The organism is Pseudomonas sp. Seg1 (assembly GCF_018326005.1).
Lineage (GTDB): Bacteria > Pseudomonadota > Gammaproteobacteria > Pseudomonadales > Pseudomonadaceae > Aquipseudomonas.
The window spans coordinates 4,755,755-4,774,530 of sequence record NZ_AP021903.1 but is presented as its reverse complement, the minus strand read 5'-3'; the positions used below and the strand labels follow the sequence as shown (position 1 = coordinate 4,774,530).

Below are 18,776 nucleotides of genomic sequence, written 5' to 3'. Positions count from 1 at the left end.
GTACGCCATGAGTGGCCCGCAAAAAGCCAATGACCTGTTGGGACAGATCCCCAAAACCAAAGGCCTGCCGCCGGTGCACTTGTGGAATCCGGACTTCTGCGGCGACATCGACATGCGCATCGCCCGCGACGGCACCTGGTATTACCTGGGCACGCCGATCGGGCGCAAGCCGATGGTCAAGCTGTTCTCGACGATCATTCGCCGCGATGGCGATGATTACTTCCTGATCACCCCGGTCGAGAAGGTCGGGATCAAAGTCGACGATGCGCCGTTTGTGGCCATTGCCGTCGAGGTTGAAGGCGAGGGTGAGGCGCAGCTTTTGCGCTTCACCACCAACGTTGATGAAACTGCCGAGGCCGGGTCCGAGCACCCGATCCGGGTAGAGATTGATCCGACGACGCAAGAGCCGGCGCCTTACGTGCATGTACGCACTAACCTCGAAGCGCTGATTCACCGCAACGTGTTCTATCAACTGGTGGAACTGGCGGTGAGCCGTGAAATCGATGGCCAGCGCTGGCTCGGGGTGTGGAGCGGCGGCGAGTTCTTCCGCATCGGCCTCGAACCCTGACAAACGCACAACCCCCCTGTAGGAGTGAGCCTGCTCGCGATAGCGGTGTATCAGTCACCATAAATACCGACTGATCTACCGCTATCGCGAGCAGGCTCACTCCTACAGGGGGTTTGTGTTTCAGCTGAAAATCCCGATTGACTGTTATTCGTATGATGATTAGCTTGGGTGCCCATCGCAAACAGCTTTGAGGTATCCATGTCCAGCAGCTTTCATGCCTCAACGGTCGACTGGCTCGGCAGCTGGATTGCCGCCGGGCAGGTCAAACCGGGCCAGACCATCAAGGTCGAAGCCGATCTGGGCGAGCAGCTTGGCGTCAGCCGCACGGTCATTCGCGAAGCGATCAAAACTCTCGTTGCCAAAGGCATGCTCGAAGTCGGGCCGAAGGTCGGCACCCGCGTGTTGCCGGTGCGGCGCTGGAACCTGTTCGATCCGCAAGTCGTCGGTTGGCTGTCACGTAATGGCTTACCGGAAAATTTTGTCGATGACTTGCTCGACCTGCGTCGCACCATTGAACCGATGGCCGTGCGCTGGGCTTGTGAGCGCGCGACGCTGGAACAGATTGAAGCGGTGCAACTGGCTTACAACGCCCTTGAGCGCGCCGTCGACAGCGGCATCGATTACAACCGCGCCGATCAGGCCTTCCACGAATGCATTCTTGCCGCCAGCCATAACCAGTTCATCGAACAAATGGTCCCGGCCCTCGGTGCGTTGCTAGCGGTGTCGTTTGAAGTTTCTGCCGCCGATCCCGATGAACTGCGCCGCACCCTGCCGATCCACAAAGACATGGCCGACGCAATCGCCGCCCGGGATGCCGCGCGAGGCGTGTGGGCCTGCATGACCCTGATCGACAATGCCGACTTGGCGATCAAACGTTTTTACCCGAAAGTCATGGCCGATAAAAAAGCCAGTTAATGCAAATTCGCCTGTGGGAGTGAGCCTGCTCGCGATAGCGTCGTATCAGGCAAAGCAGCTTCGACTGATCCACCGCGATCGCGAGCAGGCTCACTCCTACAGTAAAAACAAGAAAAATGGAGACAGTTATATGCCGTGGACCGCCGTCACCCAGCACCGCGCCCAACTTGGCGAAGGCCCGTTCTGGGACGCACCAACCCAAGCGCTGTACTGGGTCGATATCGCCGGTAAACAGGCCCTGCGCCTGATCGGCCAGAACGTGCAGATCTGGCAAATGCCCGAACACATTTCCGCGTTCATCCCATGCAACAGTGGCGATGCGCTGGTGACCCTGAGCAGTGGCGTTTACCGCCTCGATCTCGACTCCCCTGGACTCGAACCGCGCCTGACCCTGTTCTGCGTCGCCGACCCGCAACCGAGCAATCGTCCCAACGAAGCTCGCTGCGACGCGCAAGGCCGGTTATGGCTGGGCACCATGCAAAACAACATCGGCGAGCAGGGCGAAGATCTGCCGATCACACGCCGTTCCGGTGGATTGTTCCGTGTCGACCCCGATAAACGTGTCACGCCGTTGCTGCGCGGTCTGGGGATTCCCAACACGCTGCTGTGGAGCGACGACGGCACCACGCTGCTTTTCGGTGACAGCCTCGACGGCACGCTCCATCGCTACTTCATTCACGCCGACGGCAATCTCGATGCCGCACAAGTCTGGTACGGCCCGGATCAGCAGGGCGGCCCGGACGGTTCGGCGCTGGATGCGGAGGGCTATGTGTGGAATGCCCGTTGGGACGGCAGTTGCCTGCTGCGCCTGACGCCTGAAGGCAAGGTCGACCGCAGGATTGATCTGCCAGTCAGCCGCCCGACCAGTTGCGTGTTCGGCGGTGAAGACCTGAAAACCCTGTACATCACCAGTGCCAAGAGTCCGCACAACCATCCACTGGATGGCGCGGTGTTGTCGATGCGCGTGGATATTGCCGGAAAACTCTGTACGCGATTCGCTGGATAAATCCCAAAATATGGGATGCAAAATTATATATTGAGATTATTTGGCGGTCGGGTTTATAGTCGGCTCCAGCAGTAACACGCACTCACACTTAAAAAGAACAAAACAGGTGAAGTGATGCAGCGAATGTCTATCGCACTCCCCAATGGAGTCCGCGTCTCGCAACGGTTCGATGCCGTCAGCGACGCCTGCCTGTTTTGTTTCAAACGCCTTCCAGACCGGACATCGGCAGATGCCCGGTTTTTTTGCGCTTGCGAACAGGAGTCCTGATCCATGGCTGAACCTCTTTCCCTGCCGCCGGTGCCCGCACCGCCGAAGGGTGAGCGTCTGCAAAACAAGGTCGTGCTGTTGACTGGTGCTGCCCAAGGCATCGGTGAAGCCATCGTTGCAGCCTTTGCCTCGCAACAAGCCAAACTGGTGATCAGCGACATTCAAGCGGAAAAGGTCGAGAAAGTCGCCGCCCAATGGCGCGAACAGGGCTTTGACGTGCAGGCACTCAAGACTGATGTGTCACGTCAGCAGGATCTTCACGCTATGGCCAGACGTGCAGTCGAACTGCATGGCCGCATCGACGTGCTGGTCAACTGCGCCGGGGTCAATGTGTTCCGTGATCCACTGCAAATGACCGAAGAAGACTGGCATCGCTGCTTCGCCATCGACCTCGACGGCGCCTGGTATGGCTGCAAAGCAGTGCTGCCGCAGATGATCGAGCAGGGCGTCGGCAGCATCATCAACATTGCCTCGACCCATTCCAGCCACATCATCCCCGGTTGCTTCCCGTATCCGGTGGCCAAGCACGGCTTGCTTGGACTGACCCGCGCACTCGGCATCGAATATGCGGCCAAGGGCATTCGCGTCAACGCCATCGCCCCGGGCTACATCGAAACGCAACTGAACGTCGATTACTGGAACGGCTTTGCCGACCCGCACGCCGAACGCCAACGCGCCTTTGATCTGCATCCGCCAAAACGCATCGGTCAGCCGCTGGAAGTGGCGATGACGGCAGTGTTTCTGGCTAGCGACGAAGCGCCGTTTATCAATGCTTCATGTATCACCATCGATGGTGGTCGTTCGGTGATGTACCACGACTGAACACTGCGGCTTCCATGCGGATAAATCCGCTTGAAATCCAATCATCATACGATATGACTATTTTCAACAGGCTTTGCAGAACCTTGCTTTAACGCTTTTCAAAATTTGCTCAAAAAAATAACAAGGAGTCAGCTTATGAAACGTCGTTTCGGGATTCGTACCCTGTGCAGTGCCGCCCTGGCGGTCACCGCGTTCAGCCTGAGCAGTGCGCTGCTCGCTGCCGATACCGTGAAAATCGGTTTTCTGGTCAAGCAGGCGGAAGAGCCGTGGTTCCAGACCGAATGGGCTTTCGCCGAGAAAGCCGCGAAGGACAAGGGCTTTGAACTGATCAAGATCGCTGTACCGGACGGCGAGAAAACCCTCTCGGCCATCGACAGCCTCGCGGCCAACGGTGCCAAGGGCTTCGTGATCTGCCCCCCGGACGTGTCGCTCGGCCCGGCCATCATGGCCAAAGCCAAGCTCAATGACCTCAAAGTCATCGCCGTCGATGACCGTTTCGTCGACGCCAACGGTAAGTTCATGGAAGACGTGCCGTACCTCGGCATGGCCGCGTTCGAAGTCGGCCAGAAGCAGGGCAACGCGATGGTCGCCGAAGCCAAGAAGCGTAACTGGGACTGGAAAGACACCTATGCGGTGGTCAACACCTACAACGAACTCGACACCGGCAAGAAGCGCACCGACGGCTCGGTGAAATCCCTCGAAGACGCCGGCATGCCGAAGGACCACATTCTGTTCGCCGCGCTGAAAACCCTCGACGTGCCGGGCAGCATGGACGCCACCAACTCGGCGTTGGTGAAACTGCCGAGTGCGGCGAAGAACCTGATCATTGGCGGCATGAACGACAACACCGTGCTCGGCGGCGTGCGCGCCACCGAAGCCGCCGGTTTTGCCGCGACCAATGTGATCGGCATCGGCATCAATGGCACTGACGCCATCGGCGAACTGAAAAAGCCTAACAGTGGCTTCTTCGGTTCGATGCTGCCAAGCCCGCACATCGAAGGCTACAAGACCGCCGAGATGATGTACGAGTGGGTCACCACCGGCAAAGAACCGCCGAAGTACACGGCCATGGACGACGTCACCTTGATCACCCGCGAGAACTTCAAGCAAGAGCTGGAAAAAATCGGCTTGTGGAACTGACGTCGCAACGGCCCGGACAGCCGGGCCGTCTGATCGTGTGAAGAGGTGGTTCAAATGCACGCGCAAGTACAGACAAATGACAACAGCGGCGGCAGTCTGCGCTTCAACGGGATCGGTAAAACCTTCCCCGGTGTGAAGGCGCTGGACGGCATCAGCTTCGTCGCCCATCCAGGACAAGTCCATGCACTGATGGGTGAAAACGGCGCCGGCAAATCGACCCTGCTGAAAATCCTCGGCGGCGCCTACATTCCGAGCAGCGGCGAGTTGCAGATCGGCGAGCGGACGATGGCCTTCAAGTCCACCGCCGACAGCATCGGCAGCGGCGTCGCGGTGATTCACCAGGAGCTGCATCTGGTGCCGGAAATGACCGTGGCCGAGAACCTGTTTCTCGGTCACCTGCCGGCCAGCTTCGGCCTGATCAATCGCGGTACGTTGCGCCAGCAGGCGTTGGACTGCCTCAAAGGCCTGGCTGATGAGATCGATCCGCAGACCAAGGTCGGCCGCTTGTCGCTCGGCCAGCGGCAACTGGTGGAAATCGCCAAGGCGCTGTCGCGCGGCGCCCATGTGATTGCCTTCGACGAACCGACCAGCAGCCTCTCGGCCCGCGAAATCGACCGGTTGATGGCGATCATCGGGCGCCTGCGTGACGAAGGCAAAGTCGTGCTTTATGTCTCCCATCGCATGGAAGAAGTGTTCCGTATCTGCGACGCGGTGACGGTGTTCAAGGACGGCCGATTCGTACGTACCTTCGACGACATGAGCCAATTGACCCACGATCAACTGGTGACCTGCATGGTCGGCCGCGACATTCAGGACATCTACGATTACCGCCATCGCCCACGCGGCGCAGTGGCGCTGAAAGTCGACGGCCTGCTCGGCCCGGGCCTGCGTGAGCCGATCAGTTTCGAGGCGCATAAAGGCGAGATTCTCGGCCTGTTCGGGCTGGTCGGGGCAGGGCGCACCGAGTTGTTTCGCCTGCTCAGTGGTCTTGAGCGCAACACCGCCGGCCGTCTTGAATTGCGCGGTCATGAACTGAAACTGCGCTCACCGCGCGATGCCATCGCAGCCGGAATTTTGCTGTGCCCAGAAGACCGTAAAAAGGAAGGGATCATTCCGCTCGCCAGCGTTGCCGAGAACATCAACATCAGTGCGCGCGGAGCCAACTCCGGCCTCGGCTGCCTGATTCGCGGGCTGTGGGAAAAGGGCAACGCCGACAAGCAAATCAAGGCGTTGAAAGTGAAAACCCCGCATGCCGGCCAGCAGATCAAATTCCTCTCCGGCGGCAATCAGCAGAAGGCCATTCTTGGCCGCTGGTTATCCATGCCGATGAAAGTCCTGCTGCTCGACGAACCGACCCGTGGCATCGACATCGGTGCCAAGGCCGAGATTTACCAGATCATCCATAACCTCGCCGCCGAGGGTATTTCGGTGATCGTGGTGTCCAGCGACCTGATGGAAGTGATGGGCATTTCCGACCGCATTCTGGTGCTCTGCGAAGGCGCCCTGCGCGGCGAAGTCAGCCGTGACCAGGCCAATGAATCCAACTTGCTGCAACTGGCTTTGCCGCGCCACCGCGCTGACGGCGTGGCGAACTGAGAGGTGACTATGATGACAACCCAGAAAGAAACCCTGCCGACCGAGCGCAAACCTTTGGATATGCGGCGCTTCCTCGATGACTGGGTCATGCTGTTGGCAGCCGTCGGTATCTTCGTGGCCTGCACGCTGCTGATCGACAACTTCCTTTCGCCGCTGAACATGCGTGGTTTGGGCCTGGCGATTTCCACCACCGGGATTGCCGCGTGCACGATGTTGTACTGCCTGGCGTCGGGGCATTTTGACCTTTCGGTGGGTTCGGTGATTGCTTGCGCCGGCGTGGTCGCGGCGGTGGTGATGCGTGACACCAACAGCGTGTTTCTCGGCGTCAGCGCAGCGTTGGTGATGGGTCTGATTGTCGGGCTGATCAACGGGATTGTGATTGCCAAATTGCGGGTCAATGCGTTGATCACTACGTTGGCGACCATGCAGATTGTTCGTGGCCTGGCGTACATTTTTGCCAACGGCAAAGCGGTGGGCGTGTCGCAGGAATCGTTCTTCGTCTTCGGTAATGGTCAGTTGTTTGGTGTGCCGGTGCCGATTCTGATTACTATCGTCTGCTTCCTGTTTTTCGGCTGGCTGCTGAATTACACCACCTACGGGCGCAACACCATGGCCATTGGTGGCAACCAGGAAGCGGCGCTGCTGGCGGGCGTTAACGTCGATCGCACCAAGATCATCATCTTTGCCGTGCACGGTGTGATTGGTGCGCTGGCCGGGGTGATTCTGGCGTCGCGGATGACGTCCGGGCAGCCGATGATCGGCCAGGGTTTCGAGCTGACGGTGATTTCGGCTTGCGTGTTGGGCGGGGTGTCGCTGAGCGGCGGGATCGGGATGATTCGGCATGTGATTGCCGGGGTGTTGATTCTGGCGATTATCGAGAATGCGATGAACCTGAAGAACATCGACACGTTTTATCAGTATGTGATTCGGGGTTCGATTTTGCTGTTGGCTGTGGTCATCGATCGACTGAAACAGCGCTAGATCCATTCTCTCCGAGTTGGCTTCAGCACTTAAACCTGTGGGAGCTGGCTTGCCAGCGATTGGGGCGGGTCATTCAACATCAGTTCTGAATGTGCCGCCGCTATCGCTGGCAAGCCAGCTCCCACAGGGATTTGCGGTTAAAGCAGAATTTACGGTTCGACGCATAACCTTTGTAGGAGTGAGCCTGCTCGCGATAGCGTTCTTTCAGTCACATCGATGCTGAAAGTGCCGACGTCATCGCGAGCAGGCTCGCTCCCACAGGGAATCGCATCAAGTCCCGCCTTTTGTCACCTTCCCCAAATATTCCTTGCCCGCCCTGGCCCGTTTCGGTTATCACTTTGTACATGATTAGACAGGTACGATTTGACAAGAAACAACGGGTGGTCGACGAACTCGTCCGGCGCATCGAAAGCGGCCTTATGGAGGACGGCTTTCTATTGCCCGGCGAGCATCAGTTGGCTCAGGAATTCAAGGTCAGCCGCGGCACGCTGCGCGAAGCGCTGGCCGAACTGAAGCGGCGCAATTACATCGCCACGCAAAGCGGTGTCGGTTCCATCGTCACGTTTGACGGTGTGGTACTCGACCAGCGTAGCGGCTGGGCGCAGGCGCTGGCCGACAGCGGGGCGCTGATCAACACCGAAGTGCTGCGTCTGGAAGCCGTGACCCGGCCCGATCTGCTGGCCGTTTTCGGCACTGAGAAATTCATTACCCTCGACCGTCGCCGCCGTGCCAATGACGGCACGCTGGTGTCCCTCGAACGCTCATTGATGCCGGCCACCGGCGGCCTGGAAAGCCTGCCGCGCGTCGGTCTGATCGACAACTCCCTGACCATCACCCTGGCCGCCTACGGCTACATTGGCGAGCGCGGCGATCAGTGGATCGGCGCTGAACCGCTCAATGCCGAAGATGCTGAACTGCTTGGCCGTCCGCTCGGCACAGTGTTTCTCAAGGCTCTGCGCACCACTTACGACCGACAGAACCGCTTCATGGAGCAGGTCGAAAGCCTGCTCGACCCGGTGCACTTCCGTCTGCACCTGCAATTTGGAGAATCGAAATGACCGCGCTCAACCGTGCCCTCGGTGCGTTTTATGGCCTGGCCCTCGGTGATGCGCTGGGCATGCCGACGCAATCGCTGAACCGTGAAACGATCAAGACCCGCTTCGGCACAATCACCGATCTACAGGATGCCGGGCCGCTGCAACCGATTGCCGCGAACATGCCCAAAGGCTCGATCACCGACGACACCGAACAGGCCATTCTGGTTGGCGAGTTATTGGTCGAAGGCAAGGGCCGCATCGAACCGGCAATCCTTGCGCAACGCTTGATCGAGTGGGAAGCGGCGATGCAGGCCAAGGGCTCGCAGGACCTGCTCGGCCCGTCGACCAAACGTGCCATCGAAATGATCCTCGCCGGTCATTCGCCGGAAGAGGCTGGGCGTTACGGCTCCACCAACGGCGCGGCGATGCGCATTACTCCGGTGGGGATCGCGGCAGATGTGGCTGATCCCGAGCGCTTTATTGCGGCGGTGGTGCAAGCCTGTCAGGTGACCCACAACACCACGCTGGGGATTTCCAGTGCGGCGGCAGTGGCGGCGGTGGTCTCTGCCGGTATCAACGGCATGGACCTGGGCGAGGCGTTGAACCTCGGTCAGCAAATCGCTCAGCAAGCCGAAGCGCATGGGCACTGGGTGGCGGGTGGACGTATTGCTTCGCGGATCAGTTGGGCGCGCACCATCAGTGTCGATAGCGACAAGGCGCTGCTGGCGGATCTGCTCTACGACGTGATCGGCACTTCGGTGGCGTCGCAGGAGTCGGTGGTGGTGTCGTTTGCGCTGGCGCAGCAAGTGGCGGTCGGTGAGATGACTGCGTTCGAGGCGTTGTGCATGGCGGCGAGTCTGGGTGGTGACACCGACACCATCGCGGCGATTCTCGGTGCAATGCTCGGGGCCTGCCTGGGTCTTGGGAGTTGGCCGGTGCCGATGATTGAAACGGTCAAAGCGGTCAATCATCTGGAGCTTGAACCGTTGGTGCAGGGGCTGCTGGCTTTGCGCTGATTGAACTGACGCCATCGCTGGCAAGCCAGCTCCCACAGGGATAGTGCATACCTTAAGGTTCACTCTGGACCTGTGGAGCTGACTTGCCAGCGATAGGTGCACCGCAGATTTTATTTTTCCAACCCGCAATGGATCGCACAGACAGGCCCAGGACGGCCGGGATGTCTTGTCGTCATGCGTCATTGCCACAACCACAAAAAAGGCAAACAGGAGCATTTTTCATGAGTTCATCAAACGCCGGGCAAAGCGCCGGGCAACTGGAAACCCGCGGCATCGAACCGGTGCCGGAAGCCGAGTGCAACGGGCATCCACTGCAACTGTTCTGGGTCTGGTTCGCTGCCAACATTTCCATTCTCGGTTTGCCGCTGGGGGCCACACTGGTCGCGTTTCGCGGGCTGGCGATCTGGCAGGCGATCATCGTGGCGATAATCGGCGCCGCCGGTTCGTTCGCCGTGGTCGGGATCATCTCGATTGCCGGTCGTCGTGGTCGCGCGCCGAGCCTGACCTTGTCGCGTGCGATCTTCGGCGTGCGCGGCAATATCGGCCCGACGCTGGTCTCGCTGATGTCGCGACTGGGCTGGGAAACCGTCAACACCACCACCGCCGCCTTCGTGCTGCTGTCGCTGTGCTCGATCCTGTTCGGCTCGCCGGTCGAGGCGAAAAGTGCGCCGCTGCTGACGCTGATCTTCATCGCGATTTTTGTGCTGCTGACCTTGTCGGTTTCCGGCCTTGGCCACGCCACGTTGCTGGTGATCCAGAAGTGGGCGACCTACGTGTTCGGCGCGCTGAATATTCTGGTCGGCGGTTTCCTCTGCGCCACCATCGACTGGAGCGCGGTGTTCAACGCCACGCCTGCACCGATGAGCGCGATGATCATCGGCATCGGCACCATGGCCGCCGGTACCGGTATCGGTTGGGCCAACGCAGGTGCCGACATGTCGCGCTATCAGCACCGCAGTGTCAAAGCCGTGCGCCTAGTCGCTTCCGCCGCGTTTGGCGCGGGCATCCCGCTGGTGCTGCTGATCACCCTCGGCGGTTTGCTGTCGGTAGGCAACAATGATCTGGCCTCGGCGACTGACCCGATCGTGGCGATCCGCGACATGCTGCCGACGTGGATGGCCGTGCCGTACCTGATCACCGCGTTCGGCGGCCTGCTGCTGTCGAACAACCTCTCGGTGTACTCCGCCGGTTTGACCACGCTGACCCTGGGCCTGAAGGTCAAACGCGTCTACGCCGTGGTGGTCGACATCGTGGCGATCTTCGCTGGTTCGATCTACTTCATGCTGATCGCCGACAGCTTCTACGGCCCGTTCATTACCTTCATTTCCCTGCTGGCGGTGCCGATCACCGCGTGGGTCGGGATCTTCGTGGTCGACCTGATTCATCGTCACTACTACAGCGCCAACGATTTGCTCGATGTCAGCCCAAGCAGCGCTTATTGGTATCGCGGCGGCATCGAGTGGCGCGCGTTCGGCGCGTGGGCGATTGCCATCGTGCTCGGTTTCAGCTTCACCACCATTGGCACCACCGCTGAAAACGTCTGGTTCAAGGGCTTTCTGTCCGACTCGTGGCTGGGCCACAACGGCCTCGGCTGGATCGTGACGTTCGTGGTCGCCGGTGGCATTTATCTAGTCCTCGGCGGGGCGAAAGATCGCCGTGCCGCGCAAGTCGAGAACGCACATGCCTAAGATGTTGCACACCGGCCAGGTCATCATTGACCTGGTCATGGCCGTGGAAAAACTGCCGCAGATTGGTGGCGACGTGCTCGCGCAATCCGCCGGTTTCGAGGCCGGTGGCGGTTTCAACGTGATGGCGGCAGCGGTGCGTAATGGTTTACCGGTCGTCTACCTGGGTCGCCATGGCAGCGGTCGTTTCGGCGATCTGGCGCGGCAGTCGATGAACGCTGAGGGCATTCACATCGGCATCATTGAGCCTGCGCAGCGCGACACCGGTTTGTGCGTGGCGCTGACCGATGCGTCGGCCGAGCGCAGTTTCATTTCTTACATCGGCGCCGAAGGAGAGGTGACGATTGATGATCTGAACAGCGTCGCGGCCGAAGCGGGCGATTACGTTTACCTCAGCGGCTACAGCCTGTTGCATGAGGGCAAGGCGCAGGCGCTGCTTGACTGGACGCTGGCGCTGCCGGACTCGATCAACGTGGTGTTCGATCCGGGCCCGCTGGTGGAGTCGCCGGATTCGCCACTAATGCAGGCATTGTTGCCGCGCATTGATGTGTGGACCAGCAACAGTGTCGAGGCTTTGCGCTTTACCGGCGCTGAAGATATCGGCTGCGCACTGGATCGTCTCGCTGAGCACCTGCCCGACGAGGTGCTGATGGTGGTGCGCGATGGGCCGCAGGGGTGCTGGATTCACCAGCGGGGCGAGCGGCGGCATGTACCGGGATTTGCCGTAAAAGCAGTAGACAGCAATGGTGCCGGGGATGCGCATGCCGGGGTATTTGTGGCCGGGTTGGCGCGGGGTTTGTCTGCCCATGAAGCAGCCCGGCGGGCGAATGCCGCGGCGGCACTGGCAGTGACACGCTGGGGGCCGGCCACTTCGCCGGGGAGCGCTGAGGTTGATGCGTTAATCAGCAAGACTTTCGGTGACTGAACCGCCGCTATCGCTGGCAAGCCAGCTCCCACAGGTTTTTGTGGTGAACTCAGTATTTGTGTACAGCCGTAATCCCAGTGGCAGCTGGCTTGCCAGCGATGGGGCCAACAGCGGCACTGCAAAATTCTGACCTGGCCAGCCCTGCCTAAAGATCTGGCCGTCCGCCGCACACGCGGCGAACGGCCCGGGAGCTACTGCAGCTCGAGTTTGCGCGCCGCTTCAACGCCGGCAGCGCTGAGCTTGATCGGCAGGTTCAACGAGTGTTCGCCGGCCTCGTTACAGGTCACGTGTCCGTGGTGAATCAGTCCGCGATCCTGCAAGGCGGCGAGGGCACTGGCCACGACTTTCTCGCCCCGATAATTGTCCAGCACCTCCTTGCCCAAGCCGCTCGGGTGGGCGTGCAGCAGACGAGTGAGGACTTCTTTTTCCAGGTTTTTATCGACGTTCATGGTTACCTCTTCATGGATTGAATAGGACGCTCGCGTCGGCGAACTACTGACCGGAACCTTCAGAGCCCGAGCCACCGGTGGTGGTTTTCGAGCCGATGCCGGGACCGGTGTTATCCGGTGCTGCAGGGGAGTCAGGGGTGTTCATGCCGCCTTGACGACCCGGGTCACTGCCTTGCGTGCGCGGATCGGTGCCGGTGGCGGGGGACTGGTTGATCAAGGGGACGCCCGAGCCATCGGTGTTCATGCCGGGGGCACTGTTGATGACGGGGGCTCGTGGCGGGGTCGGGTCGGTAGGGCCTGTGCCCGTTGCTGTCGTGGAGGCGGCGAAAACCGCGGGACAGAGCAGGGCGCTGAATACGAAAGCGGTCAACCTTGACGGGATCATAGGGCTTCTCCAGTGATTGGAATCCTTACCCTCCGTTGGTCTGCTCTCGTTATGGATTGGTGCCTCATGAACGACGAACGGTCTGACTCGCTGCCACGGTTTTGACGTTGATCCGCCGCCAGAACAAACGCCCGACGGTGATCAGCCAGTTCGCCAGCGCAACCAGCAGCACGGTCAACAACAACGTCGTCATGCCATGTTCAACAATGATTTTCCCCGCCAGCAAGGGAAAGCCGAACACGCCGATGAAGTACGAAAGACTGAACAGCAGCAAGGCCTGCGATGTGGTGCCGGTTGGCGCTTCGTTGGCGGCGAGGCCATTGATCACCGAATAAGTGAGGCCGTAACCGACGCCGAGCATCAGCGCTGCCAGCAGATAACTGAAAGCGCTGTGTACGCCAAAAGCGAACAGCACAATCGCAGCCAGCATCAACCCCGACAGCAGGCACGACGCACGCAGCGGGTCACGCTTGACCACGAAGCCTGCGATCAGCATCCGGCTGCTGATCGCCGCGCTCATGAACCCGAGGAAGAACAGCGAATAATCCAGCGAGCGGGCGGCGGCGTAACTGGTCTGAAAACTCGACAGACCGCCGAACACGCAGCCACCGAGGCCGACCATGATGATCGGGAACAGCGCGCGTGAACCCAGCACTTGTGTGGTTGCGCGCCAAGTGATTTTTGCCGCGCTGGAGGTTTGAGTACTGTGCAATCTCGAGCCGAGCAGCCAGAACAACAGCACGCCAATCAGACTCGCCAACGCGGCCAGATAAAACGCCGATGTCACCGGCAAACCCATGGCACTCGCCGCCCGCCCGAGCAACGGGCCGCTGCCGATGCCGGTCATCATGCTGCCCGACAGCAAGGCGAAATACCTGGCCCGCTGCGCCGGACTCACCAGGCTCGCGACAATGATTGGCCCCAAGGTGTAGAACACGCCCCAGCCCAGGCCCAGCAGCAAGCCGAAAAACAACAACAGCAGGCCACACCCCGGCGTCAGCGCAAAGCCCAGACTGGCCGCCACCAACAGCACGCCGAACAACGCAATCGAACGTGCCGCACCGAGCAGATCCGAGAGATGCCCGGACACCAGCACCGCCACAAACGTGCTGAACATCGCCGCCGAAATCACACTGCCGGCGTCGTGTTCGTTGCCGCCGCGAGAGCTGATCAACAACGACAGCAAAAACGTCGAGCCGTAGGACAGCGACAACAGATAACTGGCGAGACAGAACAGGCCGAACAGCTTGCCTGAGACCTGAGGTGTGGCTGGCGACATGACGCGGTTCCTTCAGCGGAAAAATTCAGCGTCATCTAGATAACACGTCAGGCGCAGGGCTTAGGTCCGAGGTTGCTGAAGTCAGGATCGTCGTGCGCCGGAGTAACGCGCTAGACGATGCCGATCTCTTCCTTGAACTGCTCCATGAAACCTTTCAGGCGTTGATGGCGGTCTCGCGCCAGGCGCTGGCCGGCGGCAGTCTGGAAACCCTCGGCGAGGTGCAACAGTTTGGTCTGGAAATGATCGAGGCAAAAACGCTTGTCATCGTAGTCGCGTTGTTTCGCTTCAGGATCCACGGGGTCGTACAGCGCAGAACCCATGCGCCCGGCGACGTAGAACGTGCGGGCGACGCCGAGCATGCCCAGCGAGTCGAGACGGTCGGCGTCCTGGACGATTTTTGCTTCGAGGGTCAGCGGGGTGATGTTGGCGGAGAAACTGTGGGCTTCGATGGCGTGGGCGACTTTGCTGATTTGTTCGCCCGGCCAATTCATCTCGGCGAGTGCCACCGAAGCTTTTTCCGCCGCCAGCCGCGAGGCCTGCGCGCGCAGCGGCGAGTTCTTTTCGACGGCGACGCAATCGTGGAGCAGCACGGCCGCCAGCAACACCTCCAGGTCGCCACCTTCCTCAGCGTGCAAAGTGCGCACGTTGTGCCAAACACGCTGGAGATGCGCGAGGTCGTGGGCACCGTCGTCTGAGGGTTCCAGAGCGTGGGGCAGCAATTCGGCGGCGAGATCCATCAAAGGTGCAAAAGCTGTAGCTGACATAGACATCCTGTTTATGGTCTGAGTAAAACTCGGTGGCGAGGGAGCTTGCTCCCGCTGGGTTGTGTAGCGGCCCCGAATCCCATCGATGTGGAGGATCAGGCAGATCGCATTTCCTGGATTATGCCTGCTTCGCAGCCAAGCGCGAGCAAGCTCCCTCGCCACAAAAGCAATGCGGCCTTAGTATGGCGTTTTCCTTTTCCGACAAGGCCCGTCCATGACGATCGAAATCCGCCCGGCGACCCCCAGCGATGCACCGCAAATCCTCGCCTTCATCACTGAACTTGCGGATTTCGAAAAGGCCCGTCACGAAGTCATCGCCAGCGTCGCCGACATCGAACGCAGCCTGTTCGGCGAAGGCGCCACCGCCCACGGCCTGATCTGCCTGCGCGACGGTCTGCCGATCGGCTTCGCCGTATTTTTCTTCAGCTATTCGACTTGGTTGGGCAGCAATTGCCTGTACCTGGAAGATCTCTACATCACCCCCGAGCAACGCGGTGGCGGCGCCGGTAAAACCCTGCTGCGGCACCTGGCGAAAATCGCCTGCGACAACGACTGCGGGCGCTTCGAGTGGAGCGTGCTGGAGTGGAACACCCCTGCCATCGATTTCTACAAATCCCTTGGCGCGCAGCCGCAGGAAGAGTGGGTGCGCTATCGCATGGATGGCAAAGTGCTGCGCGAGTTTGCCGAGGGCTAAAGTGCCGCAATGGCAATCCGCTATTGATTCGATTGTCGCCAGTGCTCTGGTCCGGCATTCTACGCGCGCATTTTTGCGCGCTCACGGACGACACCTGCACTGCTTCTGGAACCCTTTCTCCACGCCCGTGGAGCCTTCGCTGGGTCAATGAGTGACCGGTAATGTGCGGACATACAGGGAGTGATGCCATGAAGTGGTTACTGGTGAGCGTTGTGTGCCTGTTCTGCGTGTCCTGCGCCCGATCCCATGATATTCGGCCGGCGGTGTTAGCGTTCGACTCGATCAGTAGCGGCCACACCATCAGTGGTTACTACCTTGTGCGCTTTCATTCGGATACGGAACTGCTTGAACTGTTCGCCCGCGAAAAGAATGCCCGCAGTTTCGACCAGGTATTTGTTTGTGCACTGGCCGATGATACGGATTTTTCCGTTGGACACACGATGGCTCAAGCGGCGATGGGATTGATCGAAGAAAACGGGCAATCAACGCCAGGATCCGGCTTTGATTATCTGGCGCGTGTTTCTTTCAGAAGTCATACCGCCAGATACCGCAGTTCAGAGTATCTGAGTAAGAGTGCCTTGAAAGGGTTGTTGCAAGGCAAACAAAGTATCCCTTGCAAGGTGGTCGTTATGGCAACCGGTTACAAGGCGTATTACACACGGTCGTTGTTTATGCCGGTGGCAGAAATATTGTCTGTTTTGAAGGCTGATGGAGCCGAGTGAGTAATTACTGCGCGCTTATCTGCAATCGTCGTAGTCAGGTATTTCAGGTGTTCATTTAATTGACAGGATGTTGGGTTGAAAAGGTATTTAGGGATTTGTTTTTTGCTTTGCAGTGCCTGCGCCGAAAGACCAGAGATTGCGCGATCCGACATCGAGTTTGTTGCCATGGCGTATGTGCCCGGGAATGGCACCATTGAAGTTCGATTTGCTTCAGAGGCGGACTTGATGAATATCCTCAAGAGTGATTCGAAGACGATTCAGGACGGCAACACGTTGACGTGTTATCTGGATGCAAGACTCGATTTTCATGAGAGACACGGTCAATCGAACTTTCTAATCGGTGCCGTGGATGAACTGGATCGCCAGGGTGCACTTGGCAAACATCAATATTCGGCCCGTCTGGCATCGGTGCACAGCGATCATGAGGACGGCTCGAATACGTTTCTTTCACCGGAACAGCTCTTGGCTTTTTTACGAGAGCGCAATGCCTTGGCCTGCCGGTTCAGTGCCTCGGGGTATTTTTCCGAGTCTTACCAATCCCATCCTGTCGGTATTGCAAGTTCCGAGTTTGCGCGCGTTATGGAACAGAGGGTCAAACATTGAATTTGCGTATCGCGAAGTGGCTGTTGATGGGTGGTTTTTTACTGTGTTCATCGTGCCTGCACCTCAATGTCCCCCCCGCCAGGCTTGAGTTTGTCTCGATCAATCACGAGAGATATTCCTCCTATACCCTGCGTTTCACCTCAGATCGAAACCTGATTGATTTGTATGAGGATCATGGTCGAAGAGGTCAGATCGGCACCTGGATTAAATGCTCGTTGAATGGTGATCCGGACTTTTCCGTCGAACATGAAATCGTTTTGGAAGCGTCGGGAATCGTCAGTGGCATGCGCCTGATCGAGGACGATCGTCGGTATGAGATGTTCGCCAATATCAGCGTCGAGAATCACGCCATCAATGACGGCCGCAACTACATCAGACCGGTCGAGTTGTTGCAGATCCTCAAGCCGCAGGAGAAGAGGGCGTGACGAGCATTGACCGATCGACGAAATGGATTGATGTCGACCCATGATATGAGGGCGACTGACTCGATGTGCAGCAGGATCTGGCGGTGGTTGCTTTGGCTTGGTCGGCAGTGCGCAATCTCGGAAAAGGGATGAGTCGCTATTGCATGGATAACAAGGTCCTGCGCTAGTTTTCCGAGGACTGAAGTCGATGATGGCAGTTTAATGCTGTTTCGATTGTCGCCAGCGCTCTAGTCCGGCATCCTATGCGCCATTTTTGCACGCTCATGGATGACACCTGCAATGCCTTTGGCACAATTTCTCCACGCCCGTGGAGTATTCGCTTCGTCAACGAGTGACCGGCGATGAGCGGACTGCGGGCGTCAATGCGTCTGTATGGCCTGGTGAAAAACTCAGGCTCGACCGACAACCCCCAACGTCAGCCAGTCGACATTCTGTGCATGACAAATCGTACGGGCGGTACCGCCATTCGTGCGTTCGTTTCATGCCTTGATGCCGAGTTGATGACGCGCAGTGCCGGGCTCGACGGTTACCGCGTGATACCGCTGCGCACCTTCGATCCAACGGCGTTTATCGACGCTCATCAAGGCTGGCTGATGCTGCACATCTGTTGCGGTTTCGTCGCCCCTGTCGGGCATCCGCTGCTCAAGGACGATGCGTTGATGCCGATGGGCTGGTACGTCTATTCCGAGATCGGTCAGTGGACGGCCGGACATCATTTGGACCTCGGCACGCAAATGGCCGATCTGCTGCAATCAACGTACGAGCGCAATCACCTGCGCAACTACAACGCCTGGCTCAACGAGCTGGACGATGCGACGCCTGCGGAGCTGGCGTGGCACGTCGATGAAGCCTGGCGACATCTGCAAACCGCTGCAACCCCAGACAGCCGTGAGCATTGCCACGCACTGTTCGACCCCGTCGACAACCGCTGGCGCTTCGCCGCGACCGACATCGATATCCATCAGCCGCATCCGGAATCTCTGAAGCAAGGAGCTTTGAATTGAGTGGTAAACCCGCCGCCCGCGTCACCGACCCGACCGACTGCCCACTGCCGGGCCATGGCACCAACCCGATCGTCTCCGGTTCGCCGAACGTCTTTTTCGACGGTCTTGCTGCTGCGCGTATGACTGATAAATCTGCGTGTGGCAGTCCGATTACCGGCGCTGTCTCCGGCACTGTGTTCATCAACGGCCTGAACGCCGCCACCCTTGATAGCACCGGCGGGCACGGCAATGTCGTAGTCGGAGGTTCGGGGACGGTGATTATTGGCCAGAGTGGCGGAGGGGCGGCGTTTAGTGGGTTGCTGCCGATGCCGGTGCATTTTACCGACAGATTGCAGGTGGTGAATGAGGCGACGGGAGACCCCGTGCCCGATCACCCCTACACGATTCAGCGCGGTGACGGCAGTGAAGAGCATGGCGTTACGGATGCTTCGGGATTTACGCATACCGTCAGTTCGCATTTACCTGAAACTATTAAATTATTTGTTGAGTGATT

Annotated in this window: 21 protein-coding genes; 17 read left to right on the top strand and 4 right to left on the bottom strand. The window is 59.1% G+C overall.

The window, feature by feature from the left end:
* Positions 1-7: 7 nt before the first annotated feature.
* From KI231_RS21395 to KI231_RS21345, 11 genes are all read left to right on the top strand, one after another.
* Positions 8-568: a DUF1285 domain-containing protein gene (locus KI231_RS21395; protein ID WP_213026275.1), complete on the top strand. Its 561-nt coding sequence runs from the start codon at positions 8-10 to the stop codon at positions 566-568.
* A 198-nt stretch (positions 569-766) separates the two neighbouring features.
* Positions 767-1,483, top strand: a complete 717-nt coding sequence (locus KI231_RS21390) for a FadR/GntR family transcriptional regulator (protein WP_213026274.1) — start codon at positions 767-769, stop codon at positions 1,481-1,483.
* Between the two features lie 130 nt (positions 1,484-1,613).
* Positions 1,614-2,489: an SMP-30/gluconolactonase/LRE family protein gene (locus tag KI231_RS21385; protein ID WP_213026273.1), complete on the top strand. Its 876-nt coding sequence runs from the start codon at positions 1,614-1,616 to the stop codon at positions 2,487-2,489.
* 270 nt (positions 2,490-2,759) lie between these two features.
* Positions 2,760-3,578: an SDR family oxidoreductase gene (locus KI231_RS21380; RefSeq protein WP_213026272.1), complete on the top strand. Its 819-nt coding sequence runs from the start codon at positions 2,760-2,762 to the stop codon at positions 3,576-3,578.
* Positions 3,579-3,713: 135 nt separating this feature from the next.
* Positions 3,714-4,718: a substrate-binding domain-containing protein gene (locus tag KI231_RS21375; protein ID WP_103306692.1), complete on the top strand. Its 1,005-nt coding sequence runs from the start codon at positions 3,714-3,716 to the stop codon at positions 4,716-4,718.
* A gap of 54 nt (positions 4,719-4,772) precedes the next feature.
* Positions 4,773-6,314, top strand: coding sequence for an L-arabinose ABC transporter ATP-binding protein AraG (gene araG, locus KI231_RS21370; protein ID WP_213026271.1), 1,542 nt, complete (start codon positions 4,773-4,775; stop codon positions 6,312-6,314).
* A 12-nt stretch (positions 6,315-6,326) separates the two neighbouring features.
* Positions 6,327-7,295: an L-arabinose ABC transporter permease AraH gene (araH, locus tag KI231_RS21365; RefSeq protein ID WP_103306713.1), complete on the top strand. Its 969-nt coding sequence runs from the start codon at positions 6,327-6,329 to the stop codon at positions 7,293-7,295.
* A gap of 344 nt (positions 7,296-7,639) precedes the next feature.
* Entirely contained in the window at positions 7,640-8,353 is a 714-nt protein-coding gene (locus KI231_RS21360; RefSeq protein WP_103306690.1) for a GntR family transcriptional regulator, read from the top strand.
* A complete protein-coding gene (locus tag KI231_RS21355) occupies positions 8,350-9,348 on the top strand; it encodes an ADP-ribosylglycohydrolase family protein (RefSeq protein ID WP_213026270.1) in 999 nt (332 codons plus the stop codon). The genes KI231_RS21360 and KI231_RS21355 overlap by 4 nt, the downstream gene beginning before the upstream one ends.
* Before the next feature lie 221 nt (positions 9,349-9,569).
* A complete protein-coding gene (locus KI231_RS21350; RefSeq protein ID WP_213026269.1) occupies positions 9,570-11,036 on the top strand; it encodes a purine-cytosine permease family protein in 1,467 nt (488 codons plus the stop codon).
* Complete coding sequence (locus KI231_RS21345) at positions 11,029-11,958, top strand: PfkB family carbohydrate kinase (RefSeq protein ID WP_213026268.1); 930 nt, start codon at positions 11,029-11,031, stop codon at positions 11,956-11,958. The genes KI231_RS21350 and KI231_RS21345 overlap by 8 nt, the downstream gene beginning before the upstream one ends.
* Before the next feature lie 191 nt (positions 11,959-12,149).
* Here the strand turns inward: KI231_RS21345 and KI231_RS21340 are convergent, their stop codons facing one another.
* The 4 genes from KI231_RS21340 to KI231_RS21325 form a co-directional block, all read right to left on the bottom strand.
* Entirely contained in the window at positions 12,150-12,407 is a 258-nt protein-coding gene (locus KI231_RS21340; protein WP_213026267.1) for a hypothetical protein, read from the bottom strand.
* Between the two features lie 43 nt (positions 12,408-12,450).
* Positions 12,451-12,792, bottom strand: coding sequence for a hypothetical protein (locus KI231_RS21335; RefSeq protein ID WP_213026266.1), 342 nt, complete (start codon positions 12,790-12,792; stop codon positions 12,451-12,453).
* Positions 12,793-12,856: 64 nt separating this feature from the next.
* The gene (locus tag KI231_RS21330; protein ID WP_213026265.1) at positions 12,857-14,071 is read right to left on the bottom strand and encodes an MFS transporter; all 1,215 of its coding nucleotides are present in this window, start codon (positions 14,069-14,071) and stop codon (positions 12,857-12,859) included.
* Positions 14,072-14,181: 110 nt separating this feature from the next.
* Positions 14,182-14,835 (bottom strand): HD domain-containing protein, encoded by a 654-nt coding sequence (locus KI231_RS21325; RefSeq protein WP_213026264.1) that lies wholly within the window; start codon positions 14,833-14,835, stop codon positions 14,182-14,184.
* A 214-nt stretch (positions 14,836-15,049) separates the two neighbouring features.
* On the opposite strand from KI231_RS21325, the gene KI231_RS21320 reads away from it, so the two are divergent.
* The 6 genes from KI231_RS21320 to KI231_RS21295 all read left to right on the top strand — a co-directional run bounded on the left by KI231_RS21320 (position 15,050) and on the right by KI231_RS21295 (position 18,774).
* Positions 15,050-15,529 carry a GNAT family N-acetyltransferase gene (locus KI231_RS21320; protein WP_103306682.1) on the top strand — a complete coding sequence of 160 codons (480 nt, stop codon included), beginning with the start codon at positions 15,050-15,052 and terminating at the stop codon, positions 15,527-15,529.
* A gap of 188 nt (positions 15,530-15,717) precedes the next feature.
* On the top strand, positions 15,718-16,251 hold the full coding sequence (locus KI231_RS21315) for a hypothetical protein (protein WP_249412068.1): 534 nt from the start codon (positions 15,718-15,720) through the stop codon (positions 16,249-16,251).
* A gap of 75 nt (positions 16,252-16,326) precedes the next feature.
* On the top strand, positions 16,327-16,854 hold the full coding sequence (locus KI231_RS21310) for a hypothetical protein (RefSeq protein ID WP_213026263.1): 528 nt from the start codon (positions 16,327-16,329) through the stop codon (positions 16,852-16,854).
* Positions 16,851-17,279, top strand: coding sequence for a hypothetical protein (locus KI231_RS21305; protein WP_213026262.1), 429 nt, complete (start codon positions 16,851-16,853; stop codon positions 17,277-17,279). Before KI231_RS21310 ends, KI231_RS21305 begins: the two co-directional genes overlap by 4 nt.
* Positions 17,280-17,620: 341 nt before the next feature.
* Positions 17,621-18,283: a hypothetical protein gene (locus KI231_RS21300; protein WP_213026261.1), complete on the top strand. Its 663-nt coding sequence runs from the start codon at positions 17,621-17,623 to the stop codon at positions 18,281-18,283.
* Positions 18,280-18,774, top strand: coding sequence for a PAAR domain-containing protein (locus KI231_RS21295; protein WP_213026260.1), 495 nt, complete (start codon positions 18,280-18,282; stop codon positions 18,772-18,774). The genes KI231_RS21300 and KI231_RS21295 overlap by 4 nt, the downstream gene beginning before the upstream one ends.
* The last annotated feature ends 2 nt before the right edge of the window (positions 18,775-18,776 follow it).

Coding starts and splice junctions, on each gene's coding strand:
- KI231_RS21395 (WP_213026275.1), top strand. CDS start 8: ATGAGTGGCCCGCAAAAAGCCAATGACCTGTTGGGACAGATCCCCAAA.
- KI231_RS21390 (WP_213026274.1), top strand. CDS start 767: ATGTCCAGCAGCTTTCATGCCTCAACGGTCGACTGGCTCGGCAGCTGG.
- KI231_RS21385 (WP_213026273.1), top strand. CDS start 1,614: ATGCCGTGGACCGCCGTCACCCAGCACCGCGCCCAACTTGGCGAAGGC.
- KI231_RS21380 (WP_213026272.1), top strand. CDS start 2,760: ATGGCTGAACCTCTTTCCCTGCCGCCGGTGCCCGCACCGCCGAAGGGT.
- KI231_RS21375 (WP_103306692.1), top strand. CDS start 3,714: ATGAAACGTCGTTTCGGGATTCGTACCCTGTGCAGTGCCGCCCTGGCG.
- araG (WP_213026271.1), top strand. CDS start 4,773: ATGCACGCGCAAGTACAGACAAATGACAACAGCGGCGGCAGTCTGCGC.
- araH (WP_103306713.1), top strand. CDS start 6,327: ATGACAACCCAGAAAGAAACCCTGCCGACCGAGCGCAAACCTTTGGAT.
- KI231_RS21360 (WP_103306690.1), top strand. CDS start 7,640: ATGATTAGACAGGTACGATTTGACAAGAAACAACGGGTGGTCGACGAA.
- KI231_RS21355 (WP_213026270.1), top strand. CDS start 8,350: ATGACCGCGCTCAACCGTGCCCTCGGTGCGTTTTATGGCCTGGCCCTC.
- KI231_RS21350 (WP_213026269.1), top strand. CDS start 9,570: ATGAGTTCATCAAACGCCGGGCAAAGCGCCGGGCAACTGGAAACCCGC.
- KI231_RS21345 (WP_213026268.1), top strand. CDS start 11,029: ATGCCTAAGATGTTGCACACCGGCCAGGTCATCATTGACCTGGTCATG.
- KI231_RS21340 (WP_213026267.1), bottom strand. CDS start 12,407: ATGAACGTCGATAAAAACCTGGAAAAAGAAGTCCTCACTCGTCTGCTG.
- KI231_RS21335 (WP_213026266.1), bottom strand. CDS start 12,792: ATGATCCCGTCAAGGTTGACCGCTTTCGTATTCAGCGCCCTGCTCTGT.
- KI231_RS21330 (WP_213026265.1), bottom strand. CDS start 14,071: ATGTCGCCAGCCACACCTCAGGTCTCAGGCAAGCTGTTCGGCCTGTTC.
- KI231_RS21325 (WP_213026264.1), bottom strand. CDS start 14,835: ATGTCAGCTACAGCTTTTGCACCTTTGATGGATCTCGCCGCCGAATTG.
- KI231_RS21320 (WP_103306682.1), top strand. CDS start 15,050: ATGACGATCGAAATCCGCCCGGCGACCCCCAGCGATGCACCGCAAATC.
- KI231_RS21315 (WP_249412068.1), top strand. CDS start 15,718: ATGAAGTGGTTACTGGTGAGCGTTGTGTGCCTGTTCTGCGTGTCCTGC.
- KI231_RS21300 (WP_213026261.1), top strand. CDS start 17,621: ATGAGCGGACTGCGGGCGTCAATGCGTCTGTATGGCCTGGTGAAAAAC.